The organism is Varibaculum cambriense (assembly GCF_022133705.1).
Classification (GTDB): domain Bacteria; phylum Actinomycetota; class Actinomycetes; order Actinomycetales; family Actinomycetaceae; genus Varibaculum; species Varibaculum cambriense_A.
In genome coordinates, this window is the sequence record NZ_JAKNHJ010000021.1 from 1 (window position 1) to 20,144 (window position 20,144).

10 protein-coding genes and 4 tRNA genes are annotated in these 20,144 nt (G+C 54.1%); 4 read left to right on the top strand and 10 right to left on the bottom strand.

What is annotated here, in order from left to right:
• Positions 1–281: 281 nt before the first annotated feature.
• Positions 282–4,463: a DNA helicase gene (locus tag L0M99_RS09060; protein ID WP_238128398.1), complete on the bottom strand. Its 4,182-nt coding sequence runs from the start codon at positions 4,461–4,463 to the stop codon at positions 282–284.
• A gap of 191 nt (positions 4,464–4,654) precedes the next feature.
• On the opposite strand from L0M99_RS09060, the gene L0M99_RS09065 reads away from it, so the two are divergent.
• Positions 4,655–4,727 (top strand) — tRNA-Arg (locus L0M99_RS09065).
• A gap of 109 nt (positions 4,728–4,836) precedes the next feature.
• Here the strand turns inward: L0M99_RS09065 and L0M99_RS09070 are convergent.
• Positions 4,837–6,471 (bottom strand): inorganic phosphate transporter, encoded by a 1,635-nt coding sequence (locus tag L0M99_RS09070; RefSeq protein WP_238128399.1) that lies wholly within the window; start codon positions 6,469–6,471, stop codon positions 4,837–4,839.
• A 195-nt stretch (positions 6,472–6,666) separates the two neighbouring features.
• The gene (locus L0M99_RS09075; protein WP_238128400.1) at positions 6,667–8,001 is read right to left on the bottom strand and encodes an MFS transporter; all 1,335 of its coding nucleotides are present in this window, start codon (positions 7,999–8,001) and stop codon (positions 6,667–6,669) included.
• 275 nt (positions 8,002–8,276) lie between these two features.
• Here L0M99_RS09075 and L0M99_RS09080 point away from each other — a divergent pair.
• Positions 8,277–8,367: transfer RNA gene (locus tag L0M99_RS09080), tRNA-Ser, on the top strand.
• 154 nt (positions 8,368–8,521) lie between these two features.
• Here L0M99_RS09080 and L0M99_RS09085 read toward each other — a convergent pair.
• Both L0M99_RS09085 and L0M99_RS09090 read right to left on the bottom strand, forming a co-directional pair.
• Positions 8,522–10,225, bottom strand: a complete 1,704-nt coding sequence (locus L0M99_RS09085; RefSeq protein ID WP_238128401.1) for a hypothetical protein — start codon at positions 10,223–10,225, stop codon at positions 8,522–8,524.
• On the bottom strand, positions 10,210–11,052 hold the full coding sequence (locus L0M99_RS09090) for an ABC transporter ATP-binding protein (protein WP_238128402.1): 843 nt from the start codon (positions 11,050–11,052) through the stop codon (positions 10,210–10,212). The genes L0M99_RS09085 and L0M99_RS09090 overlap by 16 nt, the downstream gene beginning before the upstream one ends.
• Before the next feature lie 157 nt (positions 11,053–11,209).
• Between L0M99_RS09090 and L0M99_RS09095 the strand changes: the two genes are divergently transcribed.
• Entirely contained in the window at positions 11,210–11,521 is a 312-nt protein-coding gene (locus tag L0M99_RS09095) for a DUF4352 domain-containing protein (RefSeq protein ID WP_278611511.1), read from the top strand.
• Between the two features lie 131 nt (positions 11,522–11,652).
• Here L0M99_RS09095 and L0M99_RS09100 read toward each other — a convergent pair whose 3' ends face one another.
• From L0M99_RS09100 to L0M99_RS09110, 3 genes are all read right to left on the bottom strand, one after another.
• Positions 11,653–15,141, bottom strand: coding sequence for a hypothetical protein (locus L0M99_RS09100; protein WP_238128403.1), 3,489 nt, complete (start codon positions 15,139–15,141; stop codon positions 11,653–11,655).
• Between the two features lie 255 nt (positions 15,142–15,396).
• Positions 15,397–15,468, bottom strand: a tRNA-Asn gene (locus L0M99_RS09105).
• Positions 15,469–15,507: 39 nt separating this feature from the next.
• Positions 15,508–16,026, bottom strand: coding sequence for a hypothetical protein (locus L0M99_RS09110; RefSeq protein ID WP_024058153.1), 519 nt, complete (start codon positions 16,024–16,026; stop codon positions 15,508–15,510).
• Positions 16,027–16,082: 56 nt separating this feature from the next.
• On the opposite strand from L0M99_RS09110, the gene L0M99_RS09115 reads away from it, so the two are divergent.
• A tRNA-Ile gene (locus L0M99_RS09115) sits at positions 16,083–16,157 on the top strand.
• A 93-nt stretch (positions 16,158–16,250) separates the two neighbouring features.
• On the opposite strand, the gene pheT is transcribed toward L0M99_RS09115, so the two are convergent.
• Positions 16,251–18,899, bottom strand: coding sequence for a phenylalanine--tRNA ligase subunit beta (pheT, locus tag L0M99_RS09120; RefSeq protein WP_024058152.1), 2,649 nt, complete (start codon positions 18,897–18,899; stop codon positions 16,251–16,253).
• A gap of 2 nt (positions 18,900–18,901) precedes the next feature.
• Positions 18,902–19,987 (bottom strand): phenylalanine--tRNA ligase subunit alpha, encoded by a 1,086-nt coding sequence (gene pheS, locus L0M99_RS09125; protein ID WP_024058151.1) that lies wholly within the window; start codon positions 19,985–19,987, stop codon positions 18,902–18,904.
• Positions 19,988–20,144 lie beyond the last annotated feature (157 nt).

Sequence of the window (20,144 nt, forward strand, 5' to 3'; positions counted from 1 at the left end):
GAAAACGCCGCTACGTTTTCCGAATTTCTTGGGCGGGAGGAAAAACCCAGGCTCCACGCGGGAACTACAAGAAAACCCAAATGATGACTATTGGTTACGCTCGCGCCAATGCGGGGGCATTTCGGATAGGTAGTCTATTTCCGGGTGCTGATTAGCAGTTGCTCGGCGCTCGCCTTGAACCGCGGTCCGATCTGCACTTTCCTGCCAGGAGGTAGGTTTACCTTCGCGGATGCGCTGCCGGTCAACCTCGGAGTAGCTACGCGCGGCCGGATGTTTCATGGTTAAGCGTTCCGGGTGACGACATTCTTCAGTATCGTTTCCACCTGACCATCTCGGCGCTGCAAACCTAGCTCATTAAACAGCAGATCTACTTCTTCCTCCACGCTGCGAGTTTTATCGTCCGAACGAATCCAGGCGAGCAGATCATCTAGCTGGTCATCACCGTAGGCGGTTAGAGGCAATCCTCGGGAGATGGCGGGACGCTTTACACTACGCTGTTCTTCACCTGTTGCCTCGTGCGAAACGGGAGAGGAAGCCGGAAGTGGCGCTACCGCTACCGCGGGCGCAGGGGAGGCAGCTGGCGCGGGAGCTGCCACTGCTTGGCGCTGTGCCTGCGCTTTTTTGCGTTCCTCAACCACATCCACCACCAAGTCTAGTAGCTGCTGAGCCTGTACGGCCGGATCCATAAATACCGCGGTGGAATAGACGATGCTAACCACCCATCCGTATTCTTTGAGTCGTTGCCGCCAATGACGTTCCCGCCGCCGTAAAGATTTCTCGGCGACATAGTCGGGGTTGTCGGTCAGCACCGCCACCAGCAGTTCATCGGGATAGTCCGGGTGTCCGATGGCTAGGGGGATCCTCATACCGTTCTTGGGCCCTAAGTTGGGAATCACGGTCAGCCCCACTGAATAGAGCCGTTCGGCGAGATCAAGTAGTAACCGATCAGGTTGAGATTCTTCCTCCCCCATCGCCTGCGCGGCCTCAACTGGCCCTACAGTTTGGGCTTCGGCTCGGGCAGCCTGCAGCAAATCGTATAGCATCTGGGAGCCCGGATGATGCAGCCGTTGCGGGTCGATCGCTTCCGGTGCCATCGACGACACCAGAGATAGTTCTTTACGCACCATTGAAACCGCGTCTACCAGTAGCGCCGTACCATCTGCTGCCGAGATTACTCCGAAGTCATGAAGTACTTGGCCGTGAGGAGTCTTGGCGAACCCTACCGATAAAATCACGTGGTCACGGCGCAAACCTGCTGCACCAGCTGCGTCTACTATCACGAAGGGTTCTTCTTGCTGACTACCCAAGAATTTATCTAACTGTGGGTTACGAGCGACTTCACTCATGATCGCGGCACTGATTCGCCGGGCATGTTTGACCGTCAAAGCTACCACCCCCAAAGACTCTTTGCTTTGGGTCTGGGCGTGCAAGCAAACCTGTCGCACTACCTCTTCAACTTCTTGGGAAGAGGTTTCGACGCATTGGGCACCGGGGGCAGGCATTCCACGTCCATCGACTACTGTCAAAGTCACCGGGCGGGAGGGGCGCGGTACGGTCACCGGCATTACGTCTCGCCCATAGTCGTGATCGGCCAGGAACGATGCCACCCACTCATTTACTCGAGATCGGGTAGGAGGTGCGGTGAGCTGCGGGAATATCCCCGCAAACTCCGAGATGGTGCCTTGCTCGCTGCGGCGCACATCCCCTACGACTACCACTTGTTTGGCTCTCGCAATCGCGGGAATGACTTCCGCCAAGTCAGTGTTTTCCACTCCGTCCAGTACCAGTAAATCCACGGGGTGATCATTACCAAGAATCTGCGGTACCAGCACCGGAGGAATCGCGCGAATCGGGCGCAGGCGCTCCACAATCGGGAACTGCCCGATCACTTCCGGCAGATCGCTGCGGGCATCTTTCAACACTTGCTCTAGGTCTGAGACCGTTTCAGACTGGGTGCCTACCAGTTTGGCTACCTGGTGACGCACCTGGCGCAAGACTTGTTCCGACAGCGAGTTCACCTGAGCAAGATCCAGTTCCCGTAGCCGCGCAGATAGCTCGGCGAGACGTTCTCCATCAAAATGAGCCAGACGGTCATCTAGACGTAGCATTTCTGCCAATGCTGATGCCCACCAGGAAAGGTCAAGCTCTGCACGCAACAAATCGAAAGGAACTCTCCGTTCTCGCAGGTCATCAACCAATTCGTCGAGACCTAAATCGTGAAGCTCTTTCAGGATCGCTACCCGTTGCGGCAGGCGCTCGGCTCCTTGCTCATCTTGGGACAAGTTATCAAGCAAACTGGCTAACTCGTCTAGTGGCATTTGCATTAGATCGCCGAATCCAGTGGAGAAGAACGGCTGTAAGCGCGTGATATGGCCGCGCAGCGCTTCCTCAGCTTTTTGCATCTGGTCAAGGCGCCCCGGCAATACCGGCCAGCCGCCAGCGGGAGAGTATTCGCGCCAAATCCGGCGTTGCTGTTGCACCCGAATCAGTTCCCGATGCAGGTCTTCTACTTTTCGTCCTGGCCGCACCATGTCTTTGGCCTGTTTTATCAGGCGTCGCCGCTGGGATTCCTTCATATTGAGTGCGCGTTCTTTACGCCATTTCTTGGTCGCGGTGGCGATCACCATATCAGCAGCTGAGCGCTCGAAAATCTGGGGCTTAAACACATCCATGGCTTCGCGCAGACCATCTAACATGCGTAACTGGTCATGCCATTGGTTCAGGTTCTTGGCACGCAGCAGGCCGGTTTCTTTCTGGGCGCGATCAATATCCGCACGCACCTGCGGCAACATTCGTCCCGCTAACTGGTTGACCCCCTCTACTGCGGTGTCAACCATTTCGGGGGAAGAAATTACCACCGAATGCCACGGATTGGTTGCCCGCGTCTGGGAGAAGATTCCTTCTTTAGCAGCTTGTGCCAGTAACTCTTGGGCACGTTTCGCACCATCGGAGGCAATCCGATGCAAAGTTTCTAGGTCAAAACGTACTTTAGTGCGCGGCCCGGGCTTCATAGAAGTCAAATCTGCCAGCACCTGCAAGGCATCATAGGCGGACACCTGCCAGGGGTCGCGTTTACGATGCAGCTGCTCCATATAGCCACCCAGCTGAGAGCGCACCTGCGTTAGTTCGTTACGCATCTTTATAGTGGCTTCGTCAGCTGCCGGATCTTCTGATTCTTCAGGAGCGTTTAGAGATTCCAGTAACTTGGCGGGGATGAGGTCGCGCCACCGGCTGCGACTGGACAAATCCAGGGTGAGGCTCTCTAGCCCCAGACGATTCAAATACCCCAACACTTGTTGGAGACGACGCCGCGCGCCTGGCACATAGGCAATGGTGCGCCCCGCACTGGCAGCGTCAGCTAATATTGCTGCCACCGTGGAAGTCTTTTCCGATTCCGGAGGTGCATCTAGAAGTAGATTTGCCCCGGAAGCCACCGCATCTAGCACGTTATGCTGCGCGGGATCCAAATCCCCTATCCCATGCTCGGCCAGGGGATCCCGGTCGGTCAACACGGGTTGCGGTAGCGGAGAAAGCACCTTTCCAGCGGCCTCTACATCTCCGCAAAGGGCGGCTGTCACGTCTGACTGTTCCAGTAGATCTTGATTGAGCGCAAAGTCTTTGACCAGATTGGAGAGAGGATGCAGGTATTGCCCTACGGTGAGCGAATCGTAGAGGTCAAATCCCAGCAGATGCCGCAATCCCAGGCGTCGCAATTCGTGTAGCGCATTGGTGGGGCTAAAAGCTACTTCTGCTTGCAGACCTTGCAGAATGGAAACGATTTCCGCCTGCTCGCCCTTTTCTCGCAGCGCTGCTTCCAGCGGCGGCCAGACTTCTACCGCACTATCTAGAGTAATCAGCACGTCCTCATCAGCGGTTAAAGACAGCTCTACCGGGCAGAGTAATGCCGGTCCGGTGATAGTGCGCGACTCACTGGCACGTACTTTTTCAATATCGTAAACCGCGCTGTCTGCAGCCTGCTCCTGAGCAGTATCTTCGCTGCTAGAGAGGTCACTTTCTGCATTCACTGCCGTGGCAGCGGTTGCCGACATTTTCGTGGTCGAGGACGCGGATTTGCTCGCGGCGCGTTCCCAGGCGGCTCCTAATGTGCCGCCTTGTCGCCAGGAGGCAGTCCCGATCGCCAGATAAACCGGCGCGCTACCATAACGGGATTCGCGGTCTCGGGAAGCGGACAATACTTCGCGAGCCCGAATCCGGCAATGGGACAGGGCACGCGGTTCGCGTACCAGATTAGATAACCGAGTCGGACGCCCTCCATATAATTGAGCTAACCCCCCGGGGTGGGCGGCAGACAGCTCCAGGTAGCCGGAGGAGGTCTCTTCGGCGATTGTATGCTCTAAGTTGGCGTTCCAATGCGACAGCATCTCTTGTACCAGCTGCTTACGGCTTTTAGCTGCCGCTGGTTCCGCGGCGGCCTCGCTAGTGACGTTTTCCGCTGTGGTCATCTCTGTTTCCGGGTTAAAGCTCACGATGCCACCATACGCGAAAGTGCGGGTTTGCCCTGGTTGCCATGCCCTAAGATAGCGAAAACGACAATTGTCACGTCTCGATTCGTCCTCGATAAACCTGACTGCAATTTTGAGGCCAGTAAACCAGTGCTATCCTGGACTGGCTGAGGCGCTGACGGCCGCCTTGCGCCCTCGTAGCTCAGGGGATAGAGCACCGCTCTCCTAAAGCGGGTGTCGGACGTTCGAATCGTCTCGGGGGCACTAGTTGACGGCAGTATTTACGGTGTCATCTTCCTCTAGAAAACCGTTTTGGCCAGGCACTACGAGGACGAACCTCGGGGTACCTGGCCAAGTAGGGGTAACTACCGGTTTAGAAAATGACCCGCAATACGCTGACCGTGATCGCGGAGATAACCCCCGCTGCCGGCAAGGTAATCACCCAAGCCAATGCAATCGGTTTCATTAAAGACCAGTTTGCCGCTTTGTTCACGATCCCAATCCCGAGCACCGCACCAATCAAAATATGGGTGGAAGAAACCGGCAGTCCCAGCAGTGAAGATCCCATAACCACCGCCGCAGCTGAAAGCTCTGCCGCAAATCCCGAGGCCGGGTGCATTTCGGTAAGCCCAGAACCGACAGTTTTAATAACGTAGCGGCCAATGAACCACAGCCCCGCAATCAGCGCGATCCCCAAGGTGAGCATAACAGCTCCCGGGACAGCACTCTCAGTGGAAATCCCCCCGGTTCGCAAGACGTCTAGCACCGCGATGAACGGACCAATAGCGTTGGCAATATCGTTCGATCCATGCGAGAAAGCGAACGCGGAAGCGGTAAATACCTGCATCCAAGAGAACAACAGGAAGGTGGAGCGGGAAAGATCACGCCGCTTGAGGGAACGGGCAAAAATGAATACTGCCATCCAAACTGCTGCCGCCAACATTGTCAGGATCAGGACATTCCCCAACATAGATAGGCTGATATCCAGGTTATCCAGCCCTTTAAACAGCATGAGAGAACCAATGATGATCGCTCCAAATGCCGCCAACAATGGCACCCAAGTATCTAGAGCTTTATGGGCATTAACATCATCTTTTTCGCGGTTGATCCGTTCTAGCTCTTTGAAGTAATCAGATTCCAGGTCAGAGGGATCATAGTCCCCCATATTCATGGTGGTGGCGTCACGTACCATCGCGTTGGTGTAGGAAACCTGCTGGATTTCATTGAGCCGCTCAAACCAGGCCTTATGACGAGTACGCAGGTCTGCACGTTCCTGCTTGATTTCACGTAGACGCTGGTCGGCGCGTTCATTGTAAACCAGGATCGAGGATTTAATAGATTTGAACAAAATATAGGCCACTACCCCACCCAGTACCGGGGACAGCACCCAGGAGATCGCGATTTTCCCGATACCTCCCCATTGCACCATGTTCCAACCTCCAGTGTGGGTGGTAAATCCTACCGTGAGGGCGGCCCCAACGATGCCACCCACAATGGAGTGAGTGGTAGACACCGGCCAACCCATACGGGTCGCTAACAGCAGCCATACTGCCGCCCCTAGCAGGGAAGACGCCATGATTAGCGCAAAGTCCATAGCCTGCAGATTTGAGATCGCCGATAGGTCTACGATTCCGGAACGCACCGTATCGGTTACTTCTCCCCCGGCAATTACTGCCCCGGACACCTCAAAAATCGCGGCCACTACTAGGGCTTGTTTCATTGATAGAGTGCCCGCACCGACGGAGGTTCCAAAGGAGTTGGCCACATCGTTACCGCCAATGTTAAAGGCCATGAATACGGCGAAGGCGATCGTGATTACTAGCAGTAACGCTTGATCAGTTTCTCCTACATAATCGAAAGCCCAAAAAATGAACCAAATGGCACTACCCAAAAGCAGGCCACCGAAAGCCAAATGCCAGTACACATCTCTTTTCGCCAGTTTTTGGAAAAAAGTCAGCTGTCCCAAAGGTGCTTCGGCCTCTGTTGGGGGCATATCAGTTTTAGCCACGGGATTAACTCCCTTCAGATGAGAATTTTTAACTTTCACCTGGAAGTTAACAACCTAAGGTTACCTATTGGTTAACAAAGTGGAACCGCAGGAAAAACTGCTAAGAGGAAGAGTAACCCAAGAAGTATGACCACACCTGCGTATTCTCGCGTTTTGTGACCGCGAAAGCAGTATCAATGGCGGAACCGATACCTTCTAGGTTCCGGTGTCGCGTGACTGGTTATCCATAATCCGCTGCCGTTCAGCGCGTTCCTTCCGACGCCGCATCGCTCGTTCGCGCGGCCCTTCGATGCTGACGAAGGGGCGGGAGGCGCGCAGGGTAACGTCTACTTTCCAATGTCGCCACAGCCAAAACCCCACTATCAGCGCAACCAGCAAGGACGCGATGGCGCCCACCCCTAGTGACCAACGCGGCCCCCAATGTTCAGCTACCCAACCGATTATTGGCGCCCCAATCGGGGTGGTCCCCAGGAAGAAGAGGAAATAGATAGACAGAACTCTGCCCCGAATCTCTTCATCGGTGGAAATCTGAATAGCAGCATTAGCGCTGGTAAGCAGGCTTAACATTACAAATCCGGTGGGGATAAGTAACAGAGCAAACACCTCATAGGTGGGAGCTAACGCGAGCGCGCCCTCTAAAACTCCAAATAGTACGGCTGATACCACTACGGTGAACACTCGGGGCTGGCGCCGCCGGGCAGCCTGCAGGGCTCCCGCCAGAGCTCCAATCGCCATAATCGAGCCCAATAACCCATATTCACCCGCACCTTTACCGAACACTCGGGTAGCCATGACCGCTTGGGTGAGCTGGAAATTTAACCCCAAGGCCCCCACTACCGTAAGAATGGCGATAATCGCTTTAATGTCGGTACGGTTTTGGACATAACGCAGCCCTTCCCGCATCATTCCTTTAGTGCGAGAAGTCTTTTCCGGGCGATAAAGCCGGGCAGGATCCATCAGCGCCAAGCCGAGAACTGGAACGATAAAGAGGACGAAGTTGGCGATAAAAACCCAGCCCGGCCCGATACCAGCGATCACAAATCCGGCAAGTCCCGGACCGATCAGACGTGCCGAGTTAAAGGCAGTCGAGTTTAGCCCCACCGCATTAGGCAGGTCTTCTTTAGTTACCAGTTCGGATACGAAAGCTTGCCGCGCTGGGGAGGTTAGGCAGTCTGCAACCCCGGTTATCAGGGCGATTATATAAATATGCCAGAGAGCGGCGACTCCCGTGAGTAGCAAAATCCCAGTTAGGAGCCCGCAGAGGGCAACTACGCATTGGCAGATCTGAATAATGCGGCGCCGATTGAAGCGGTCAGCCACCATCCCCGCCGGTATCGACAGCAACAATTGGGGCAGGAACTGCAACGCAGTGACCACCCCGACTGCAAAGCCGGACTGGTCGGTAAGCACCATCAACACTACCCAGTCTTGGGCGACTCGTTGCATCCAGGTGGCGGTGGAAGCAAAAATATTAGATAGCCACCAGATCCGATAGTTGTGGTATTTGAAGGAGGTAAATGTGCGCGACAAAACTACCTCCTCAAACCTTGCAATCTATATCCCTGCTTATTTAGCCTAGCTCTATTGGAATACTGCCCGCAGCTTTCCACGCTTTAAGCGTAGCGACGCCAGCTGCAGGTGGGTTTTAAAGAGTAAAGTGCGGCGTTTTACCTGTTGAAAGCGAGCGCCCCGACAACGGCTTACTAGGTAAACAACTGGGATAAGGGAGCTAGTGACCGGATGCACGCGAACAGTTTTTGCCGCTAACCTTGCTGTCCGTTAAACTATGGGGGTGCTTTGACATTGGAGATGTCGCATAGTGGCCTAGTGCGCTCCCCTGCTAAGGGAGTTGGGGTGGATAGCCCCTCGAGGGTTCGAATCCCTCCATCTCCGCCAACAGACCAGGTTTTAACCCCTATTTATGTCAGTTTTTAGGGTGGTTGTTAGCGATTCTCACCAGTTCTAATGCCAAAGTGACAGAAAAATACGCGAAGTTTTTTATTTCGCCACCCCATACGCGGCAAATCACGCCTATCTGGGCGTTATTAGTTTACTCCCCGCTATATATATGTTTTGGCCACGCCATCACTCGGCGTAGATTGCGCACCTGGAAGCGTTCTAACAGTTTTCCGCCACCGTAGATTCCCCCCACCAGCACCGCAGCGGTAATGAGGGCAGCTATCAAGAGCGAAACCCAAGAGGTATCCAAAAGGACGCAGACCAACACAATTAATCCCGAAGGGAGAGCACACAGCAATAACGCCGCCATTGAGGATGCCATGGCAGCCAGCATAGATTTTCCGCTTCCGCCCGAATTATTACGCAGAGCCGACTGTCCCGGTGCCGGACCGGGGATAGTAACCACCGCAGAAATCAAAGAATTTGCGCCCAAAGCCACTAACAGGTAGCAGCAGGCTAAAATGGCAGATTTCATAATTGCGGAGGTGTCCATTTTTAGCGCGAAACCAAAAATCAAAGTAATCGCCACCATCACCGGAAGTTGATAGCTAGCAAGAACCCCAACACGCACGGTTCTGTCAGTTTTACCGGCAACCCCGGCAATAATCTGATACCAGTAGGCGGAAGAATCATTGGACCACATATTCAGCAGCGCAGTTGCGGCTGTCACCGCTACCAGCAAGATAGTTCCGTTTAACGCCCAAAAAACCATTTCTCCCGAGGGATGGTTTGCCCACAACATAATCCCAAAAATAACTGCCACATACAGTATCGAAGATAGGGAAATAATTTGGCGCGGGTCTTTTCGCTGGTAATAACTTATTCTTGCCCAATGAATCTGTCCTACCGGCGACAGGGGTAACACTCGAGCTAACAGAGGAATCCTCCACTCGTCCTCACTATTTTCGTTAAAGGACGCATCTAAGTTCTTGGCAGCGGATACTTCCGCTAAAACCCGCCCTCGCCCCATTAGAGCGTTCGCAAAAACCTTCGGCCACGCCCTCAAGATTAGAACCCCATAAAAGCAGGTAGAGGCGAGGGAGAGTGCCAGCCCCCAATAAAAGTGAGCCATCACGAAAGGGGCAAGCAGGAAAGGAGCAAGCGGAGTAAGTGCCAAGAAATACCAAAAAATCTGTGCTGTACTTCCGGTCAGCTTTTGCACCAGCAGCGGGAAAAACGCGGTTGCGCCACCGCTATCAGCAAACCAATGCGGAATCGTAGTCACCAGCAAGTATCCCAAGGCGATTACCACCATCACCCCAATAGCGGTAAAAAGCTGGCGAGAGCTAGCGCGCTTCGCAGTTAATCGCGATACCAGCCGAGTTTGCAATATCTGAGTGAACGCTGCAATCAAAAATACCCCTAGCAGCCCACTTAGAACGGTAAGCACACTCGCACCAAGGCTACCGGCGGCTAGCCACCCCGCCAGCGACACCTCGTAGATAACGAAAACTACGCAAGAGGAAACACTGACGATATTAGCCGCGAGCAGCCCGTAAGCGGCGCGCCGGGTCGGACCAATATAGGGGCTTAAAGCCTGGGGAGTCAGGCTTTGCTCACCAGCTACCGATGCCGATACCATCATCATCCACACCAGGACGATAAGCAGCGCGTAATAGATTTGAATCGGAGCGGTAAGCCCTGCTTGACCTGCTTGCCAAAACCCGGTTGCCACCCCAAGTAATATAAATGCCACGTAGATGATAGCTAGGACACCGAGGACTATTCGCCACCACTGTTTAGTGAACTGTTTGGTTTGCAAACGCAGGTTTAGCCGGATTAACGTCCCAACCATGACAGGTCTCCTTCGCGTTGCTGATGTCCCCCTACTAGCTGTAGGAAGCGCGAGTTGAGGTCTTGCCCTGCCGCGACTTCTTCGGTGGTTCCGGATACCAGAATACGACCCTGATTAATCACTGCCACATGGGTACACAACGATTCCACGGTCGCCATCACGTGGGAAGATAACACTACTGTTCCCCCTCGCTTCACATATTCTTTTAACACTTGTTGTAGGGTGTTTGCCGAAACCGGATCGACCGCTTCAAAAGGTTCGTCCAAAACCACTAGGCGCGGGGAGGTTACCAGCGCTAAAGCTAAACCGATTTTCTTGCGCATACCGGTTGAGTATTCGCTTATCGTTTTCTTTTTATCTAGCGGCAGTTCAAATGTTTGCAAAAGTGAACGGGAGCGCTGAATTGCACTCTGTTTATCAAGACCGCGCAGCTGAGCGACAAATGTTAAGTGTTCAATCCCGCTGAGACGGTCAAACATATGCATCCCGTCGGGTAATACCCCCAACGCTCCCTTTGCCGCTACCGGTTCGTCCCACATACTGATGCCATTAATGAAAACTGTGCCTCTGTCGGGTTCTAAAAGACCGGTAGCGATAGACAGAAACGTGGATTTTCCAGCCCCATTAGGACCTACCAGCCCGAAAAATGAGCCAGCCGGTATTTGCAAATAAAGATGGTCTAAAGCAAGGTTATTGCCGTAGAGTTTCACCACGTCCTGAGCATCTATCGCATTACCTATCCCCGCGGCTTGAGGTGCGCGCCTCTCCGGTTTTTCTGGTGAATCCAGCTTAGGTTTGGGGTTAGGTTTGGGGAGTTCATGTTCCATGGGTAAAGACTAACAGCCCCCCCCATTCGCCAACTGTGCGACAGGCGGATTCTAGGAGGGCAAAGCCGCTGCCGGAGACTCCAAGAAGACCGATAAAAATGTCGACAACAGCAAGCTGGCTATCGGAAAAGCTGTTACTTTAGATAACGGTTTACAAATATCGGTTGATTCGAAAGAAGAAAAGACTGATCAGGTTGGCGACAAATATCTGCTTGTTACGGTTACTTACAAAAATACCGGGTCTGAACCAGTAGATTACAACCAGTTTGACTGGAAGCAAACGTCTGATTCGGGAAATATGAAAGATCCCGAAATTCCGGTTCTAGACGAAGAACCCCTAGGTGACGGATCCTTAAAAGCCGGTGGAACCGTGACCGGGATTGTTCCAGTCAAACCTGACGCTGCCAGCATTTCCTACTTCGGAAACATCATAGATAAAGAAGCCACGGCTACTTGGCTACTGAAATAGGTTCTTAATTTAAACTACTTTTATCTCTCATTTTTAGCTACGTATTTTCCGGCTAGTTAATTGAGTAAAAGTTGTCCCCGGGCTTTCTAAGCCCGGGGACAACTTTTAATTACTTAGGGAGGTTTGGCTTCCTAGACCTCCTGGGATCGGCGACGGCTGGCGGCGACCAGTCCCACTCCGGTGACTACCGCTAGCGAGTTCAACGCCAACAGGGAAGTCATAGATACCCCGGTCACTGCCATTTGCTCGCCGGCCGCCGGTTTCCCGGCAGCCGGTTTGACGGTGCTAACCTCTTTAACTACGACAGTTTTGATGGTTTTCTTTCCCTTGGGTTTCGCCGGTAGTTTCTCCCCTACTTCGAATTGGAAGCTGGCGCGCTCACCCCATTCGTTGGTAGCGGTGATGGTGTGTACACCTTGCTCCCGTGGCGCCTGCACGGATACCATAAATTCGCCTTTTCCTACCGCGGGATGTACCCCCAGGTCAACCACGGTTGAATGCATAATGACGTGGTTCTGACTATTAGGACTAAAACCGGTGAAACGTACCTGGAACTTGGTTCCCGGCAAGAACTTGCTCTGCCCATTGGCTGATTTGGCTGCCTGCACCTGATGGTATTGTTCGTAGACTGCCTGGGCAGCTGCCAGCTGAGCTTGAGCTTCCCGATTAGCCGCGGTGGCTTCCTCCAAGATATCTTGCGCAGCTTGAGCCAGTCTCGCTAGTTCATCTGCTGCTTTCTGCGCCTCCTCGGCAGCGGTAGCCGCATCGCGATAAGCAGCAAAGGAAGCGGGCAATCCCAGGTTGTCTAGGTCGCTGTCCCCAGCGGGCAGGCCATCTTTCAAAGCCTGCTCACCATCAATAGCCGCCAGTTTATCCGCTAGTGCCTGCTTGGCTTCCGCTTGTTTTTGCAGGTCGTCCGCCACCTTAGTGACGGCTTGCAATTCTTTATTAGCTTTGGCGGCGATAGCTTCGGCCGCTTGCAGGTCTTGCTCCGCCTTTTGCGCCTTTCCAGCCGCCTGATCGTGAGCTATCTGCTGCTCGACAAGTGGATTTAGCGCCTGTTGCGCGTTTGCACGCTCGCTTTCAGCCCGGTTGGCAGTCTCTGCAGCTTGCTGATTTTCGGTTGTCGCCTCCTCTAGCGCAGTATCTGCAGCCTCTTTCGCTGCCTGTGCCTGTTGGAGTGCCTGGGTCGCCGTTTCCAGCTGGGTGGCGGCTGCTTGAGCTTTGGCTTTAGCCTGGGTTAAAGCTGCTTTCGTCTCGGACAACTCTTGCTGGGCATTTCCTAACGCCGTGCCTTTAGCCAGCTCTTCTAGTTCTTTTTCCTTCTCTAGTTGCGCTGCCTCTTTGTCTTTAACGTCCTGCTTTGCCGTTTCCAGGGCTTTCTGCGCAGTAGCTAATTCTGCCTTAGCATTCTCGAGGGCGCTCTTAGCGTCAGTAGCGGCCTGAGTAGCTGTCTGCACCGCCTGCTCTTTTTCCTTAGCCACACCCTCGGCAGTCTGCTTATTGTTCTGCGCCGCCGCAACCTTTTCTTTTTCGCTTTCTAGAGCCGCAGCGGCGTCAGCTTCTTTGCTTTGGGCATCCTTCCAGGCATTATCCTTTTCCTGAGTTTTAGCTTCCGCCTCTGCTACCGCTGCTTCAGCTGTAGTTATATTGTCACCGGCAGTCTTTGCCGCTGCTTGCAACTTTGCCAGTTTTGCTTTCGCATCCGCTAGCTTCTGCTTTGCGCCCTCGGTAGTCACCGAGTTGTAGTACTCCATAAACCGTTGTTCGTATTCATCAACGGTATAGGTTTTTTCTCCCTGCCTGACTCCGCTATAGACTTCGCCCCAAACAGCTCCATATTCAATCCCCTCACCTGCTGCACCCGCAAAACCGGTGGCAGTAGAGTGACCTACGATATTGAGGTAATGCCCTATATCGAAATATATGCTGGGGTACTTCTGATAAATCTGATACGAGGACATATTCGCCATATCGGGGTGCTGTTTCAAAGCTTCTTCATAGATGGATTTCTCGGCGTACCACCTGGCCACCGGATCGCTTTTAGCCCACGCTAAGTTTTCTGCCACCCCAAAAGCACCAGAGTGCTCAATCTGGTACCTCGACCAGTTAGCTCGCGCTTGAGCAATCGCCATTAAGCGGTCAGTAATCACGTAATCGTCAAGCTTTTCGCCATTGCGTCCACCTTTGGCGCGATATTGATTAACTACCCGTACCCAGGCGATGGCCTCTTTCATATTGTCTAAATTGGTAGTGTCGTCCGGGGCACCGGGTTTCAAAGTGCCGTTAACCAAGGTGCCATCGTCAGCGGTAGTGGTTTTATCATTCAAAATCTCAAGAGCATCCGCTGCCCCTACACTTTCAAAGAACCCAAAGCTGCCCTTCTTGAATTTTTCGGCAGCTTCTTTCACCGCTTTTTCCGCGTTCGCTACTTCGGCTTCGGCTGCTTTTACCGCTGCGTCGGCTTGCTGTTTCTTAGTCTTCGCTTCTTCGAGATCTTTTTCTGCTTTAGTTTGTGCAGCTTTAGCCTCATCCGCAGCCTTCTTGGCAGCCGCAGTTTCACCCTGGCGGGTCGCAAAAACCGCCTCAGCTTTACTTTGCTCTGCTTGCGCGGCTTTTACCTGTTTCCCGGCAGCCTGCACTGCCTGGTCTGCCGCAACTTTATCTTTCTGAGCTTGCTCAACTGCTGCCTGTTTCAATTGCAGCTCGTTTTGCGCAGCCGGGACTGCCTGTTGCGCTTTTTCTAGCTCTATTTGCCGTTGCTCAACATTGTTCTTAGCTGCCGTCACCTGTGCTTTAGCTGCCTCTACCGCTGCCTGCGCGTCCTTTAAGGCCTGCTCGGCGTCCTCACTCAGCTGTTTAACTTTGGCTTCTAGCTCGCTAACTTTTTGTTCCTTGGCGCGTACATCAGCTTCGGCATCTTGTTTTGCTTGGGTAGTCTGATTGACCGTTTCCGTGGCGGATTGCAAATTCGTAGCCGCAGTTTGCGCGCTTGCCTGTGCGTCTTGCAGCGCTTTTTGTGCTGCGGCCGCTTTGGCGTCTGCCTCTTGCTTGGCTTTTTCGGCGGCAGCTACCTTGTCTTTGGCTGCCTGCAGCTGTCCAGCATCGGGGGCAGGATTATCCGCGACTGCTTTATCTGCTTCCGCCTTTGCTTGCTCGGCTTTGGTTACGGCTTCACCCGCAGCTTTTGCGGCGCTCTCGGCAGCCGTTTTCTTCTCATTGGCTTTTTCAAGCAGGCTGGCTGCATCACTTGCCGCTTGCGCGCTCTCTTTCTGCGCTTTCGCTAGGGCATCGAGGGCGTCTTGCTTCGCCTTTTCGCTGGCCGCAGACTTTTCTCCGGATTGCTCGGCAGCTTCCTGCGCTTTCTTCGCAGCTACTTGCGCTTTAGTTTCCGCATCCGCGGCCTTATTTGCGCTCTCTTGGGCGCTATTCTTCGCGGCTTCCAGGTTTTTTTCCGATTGAATTTTCGGATTGGTTTGCTGGTTTTGCTGTTCAGTACCTGTGCGATCAGCGGGCCCGGTAGGCTCGGGAGCGGCTTGCGCGATCCCCGTGGCCGGCAGAGTTCCCGCCAACGCCAAAGCGAATCCGGTAGCAGTTAGTTTTGCGGCATGCTGCTTCATTGCTCGTAAATCTCCTTTAGGTCACCCCTCAATGACCTATCTCAACCCTCAACTTTGAAATTTGGAGTGCCCACTAGCGGTGACCAAACTCACCAGGGCAAACGATTAAAATCTTATCAGACTGAGCAGCATCCCTCAATGGACGTAAGTCTCATGCGCTATGAGGAAACTACGTTCTATTGCTATTAACCTCGAACACCCCTACGTGCCGCTAAAATAAAAATCCTCAGTGCCGGTAAGCACTGAGGTTTTGAGCTCCCCCAACTGGATTCGAACCAGTAACCCTTCGATTAACAGTCGAATGCTCTACCGTTGAGCTATGGGGGATCGACTTGAATAAGCCTACCGTGAGAGGGCGAAAACTTCCTAATCTTCCTGCCCCAGAACAATCCCCAATTTTTGTTCCCACTCACTCACTACCGAACGCAAATACTGCTGGTCATCAGGGTTTTTGAAGCTTGATATCGGCGGATGTAAACGTAAATTGCGGTTATCGTCACGCAAGATCTGTGCGCTAACTCTCTGTCCGGAAGGCAGCTCTAGGGGGGTAATAAACACCTGCGCCTCACTCAGTGCCTCTCGGATAATGTCCATAAAGTTGTGTTTGGGAGCTTCAATCGGAGTAAGAACCAAATCTTCGCCCTCATGAAAAACGATCCGCAGCGTGCCAGCTTCACTATCCCAACGGACGTGAGAAACTTCATCCCAGCCAAAACGTGACTTTACCTGCCCGGATTCCACTTCGGTTAATGCCTGCATAGTCACAACCAGGAAACGATCCTCCGCTACCTCCAGGAATTCAAAAACTCTATCCGAGGAGGTGAGGACGGCTTTTACTGCGTCCGGAAGCTTACGCCCCTGCAACTTTCGCAAAATGTTGGTCACGTTCTCCACCCTAAACAAAATTCATTATTCTGCCCACCATCCGGTAGGCTAGATTCGCCCCGTTAGCTCAGTTGGTTAGTAGCAGCGAACTCATAATTCGTGGGTCGCGGGTTCAAGTCCCGCACGGGGCACCCCTGTGTTCCCTGTTTCCAACGTCCTCGGCCTCTATATTTAGCGGTGATGAGGGCGCGTTTGCACCCTCATCACCACCAACGAGTATCCCCTTAGGCGCGCAAAGTCGCCTTAAACTTCTTCGCAGTAGCCTTAATAATCCGGGTGCGCACCGCCTGAATTTCGCTAGCACTAAGCGTGCCTTCCCTGGAGCGAATCTTCACCGAGAACGCCAGTGACTTCTTGCCTTCTCCCAGCTGTTCGCCACTGAAAACATCGAAGAGACGTACTTCTTCCAGCAGGTCTCCCGCCTGTTTCTCAATCACTTGTTGTACGTCAGCCGCGGGAATATCTGCCTCCACTACCAGCGCAATATCTTCTTTTGCGGGTGGGAAGGACGATACCGGCTTCACCTGCAAATCTTTCTTCGGCATCGCGGCCGTAAACTTCTCGAAGTCGATCTCGAAGCCGCAAGCAGATTCCGGTAAGCCAAAGTTGCGGCAAACCGCCGGGTGCAGCTGGCCGGCCAACCCAACGCAGGCACCCCGCACCACGATCCGGGCGCACCGCCCTGGATGGAAAGGCGCGACTGCCTCTGGCGAGTTCGGCTCCCCCATCATATTGTCGTTAGTTACCCGCTGACGTCCATCTTTGCCTTGCACGCGCATCGGTACCGCCAAAGTTTGCGCCACCGTCCGCACAAACTCCACTGCGTCCGCCCAATCATAGGAGCGGCCTGCACCCAGCGCGCCGGCTAGTTCCGCCTGTCCCACTAGCACCCCAGCAATATGTTCTGGCTGGTAAGGGACTCCTTTTTCGAGGGCGTGCTGCTGGTCAGGATCCGGTTTTTGCGCCACCCCGAAGGAACCGGTAAGTTCAGTTCCCATTCCTCGGGTCACTAAACCGGTCTCAAATATCGCGCACTGCTCATTACCACGCGCGATATTACGCTGGGCTACCCCCAGCAAAGTATCGAGCAGCGAGGTGCGCAGCAACGGTTGATCATCCGCCAGCGGATTCGCGACCCGCACCGCCTGGCGGCGCACATCCTTTTCTCCTAACAGTTCGCTATCAAACACGTCCTCGGAAATAAAGGGGTAAGAAAGCACCTGCACCAGGCCGCCTTGTGCGAGCGCCCGCCCCACGTCACGGCGAGCCCGCTGCTTGGGAGTGTATCCGCGGCCGGCAATCGGGCGCGGCCTGCGCGAAGGAATCGTGTCATAGCCGGCCAACCGAGCAATTTCTTCTACCAAATGCGCCGGTCCGGTCAAATCTGGGCGCCAAGAGGGCGGCTGGGCAATGACTTTGCCGTCCTCCACCCGTACTTCACATCCCACGTCTTTTAAGAGGCGGGTGATGGTTTCCTGATCATATTCCACCCCGGTCAGCCGTGCCGGTTCATGCAGCGGCATTACGATTTCCGGGAAAGGCTCGGTGTTATTGAGGTCGCTGACCCGCCCACTGTCGGTGCCCCCGCCATATTCCACCAAAATGTCCACTACCCGCTGGGCAGCTACCGGCGCCAGCTCGAAGTCCACGCCACGTTCAAAACGTTTAGAGGCTTCGGTGGGTAGTTTATGCCGCCGCGCAGTACGCGCAATCGAGGTAGGTTGGAAATGCGCCGCTTCTACCAGCACGTTCACCGTATCGGCGGTTACCTCGGTGGAGGCACCCCCCATTACTCCGGCCAGACCCAGCACGCGGGAGCCTTCCTGACCCTGCGGGGAGTCGGTGATCAGCAGATCTTCGAAATCTAAGGTGCGCTCTACCTCATCAAGGGTAGTTAGCTTTTCGCCGGCTTTAGCCCGGCGAACCACAATCGGTTCGCACACTTTTTCCAAGTCGTAGGCGTGCAGGGGTTGCCCCAAATCCAGCATCACATAATTGGTGGCATCGACTGCCAAAGAAATGGAACGCATGCCTGCCTGTTCTAGACGGCGCACCATCCAATCGGGAGTCGCCGCCTGGGCATCAATGCCGGTCACAATGCGGGTGACAAACCGATCACACCCAACATTGCCATTTACCGGAGCCTCATCTGCGACTTTAACCGCAAATCCGTCCTCAGTGACCGCCGGGACTGCCCCGGAAGGAAGGTTTTCCGCCAACCCCAGATCGGTAAACTTCGCGCCGGTGGAATGCGCGTATTCACGCCCCACCCCGCGCATTGCAAAACAGTAGCCGCGATCAGGGGTGATATTGATTTCTAGGGTTTCCTCCCCCAATCCCAGCAGTTCAATCACCGATTCTCCGGGAGCGGGCAGCTCCCCGGCCGCTGCCTTTTCCGGCAGCAACTGTTCCAGGACAATAATGCCATTGTGGTCATCACCAATCCCCAGCTCCCGCTGGGAACAAATCATTCCGTCAGAAACATGTCCATAGGTTTTACGGGCAGCAATCTGAAAATCACCCGGCAAAACAGCTCCCGGCAGCGACACCACCACTAAATCCCCAACTTTAAAGTTATGGGCGCCGCAAATAATTCCGCGACTGGGCAGTTCGGAGGGCTCTTTGCCTTCCCCGGGACGGTCATTAAACTCGCCTACATCTACTCGGCAATAGTTAATGACTTTCCCATTGGATTGTTCTTTGGCGTCCAGGGTCAAAACCCGCCCTGCCACCAGAGGACCGATTACTGCTGCGGGATGGATGGCTTCTTCTTCCAAACCTACTTTCACCAGGTCATATGAAAGCTGTTTGATGTCCGTGCCCGGCACTACCTCGACGTGATCTTTGAGCCAATCAAGCGCTACAAATGGCATTGCTAGTTACCCCTTCCGGTAGTACCGAACTGTTTAGAAAATCGCACGTCGCCCTCGACAATATCGTGCATATCGGTGATTCCATGCCGCAGCATCAACGTGCGTTCAATGCCCATACCGAAGGCGAACCCTGAATACACATTAGGGTCAATCCCGCACGCTACCAGCACATTTGGGTTAACCATGCCGCAACCGCCCCATTCGATCCAGCCCGGCCCGCCTTTCTTTTGCGGGAACCACAAGTCCATTTCCGCGCTGGGTTCAGTGAAGGGGAAAAACGAGGGGCGCAGCCGGGTTTTCGCTTCCATCCCGAACATGGATTGTGCGAAATGATCCAAGGTACCCTTCAGATCTGCCATAGTCAGACCTTTATCCACCGCCAGGCCTTCTACCTGGTGAAATACCGGGGTGTGGGTGGCGTCTAGTTCATCGGCGCGGAAAACTTTCCCGGGGCAAGCGATATAGACCGGGACTCCTCGCGAAAGCATCACTCGCGCCTGTACCGGCGAAGTGTGGGTACGCAACACCAAGTTGCCATCCCCGGGATTTTCTCCTCCCAAGGAACGCCCATCTACATATAGGGTGTCCTGTTCTTGCCGCGCCGGGTGATCCGGATCGATGTTGAGGGAATCAAAGTTGAACCATTCATGCTCGACCTGCGGGCCTTCCGCGATTTCCCAACCCATAGACACAAAAAAGTCGGAAATATCTTCCATCAAGGTTTCCAGGGGATGGCGCGCTCCCTGCGGATACCGGCTTGCCACTTGGGTTACGTCTAGCGCCTCCGCCGCCAGGGTTTGGGCTTCTTTTTCCTTTTCGAGGGCGCAGCGCCGCTGGTCATAAGCGGCGTGCAACTGTTTCTTGGCGCCGCCCAGATTCTTTCCCGCCTGGGCTTTGTCTTTCTTTTCGAGGTTGCGGATTTCCCGGTTAGCCAGGATGATCGGGGCGTTATCCCCCAGGTGCGCTCCCCGCGCCCTCTTTAATTCGTCTAGTGAGCCCGCCGCAGAGAAATCCGCTTTCGCGGCCTCAACTGCCCGAGCTATCCCCTCTTGATCTAACGGAGAAATAGGTGTGGTCGCCTCAGACACTGGTTCACCTTTCTTAAATAATTCTTTCCCTTTTGTCTTACACTCTAGTTGCCGAGCAAATTCAGGGCTAATTTCCGCCCACTAAGCGAACCCCCTAGAGATTTCACGCCTTTTGGCACATTAAAAACCCAAGATTATCGGTATGAACGCCATTAAT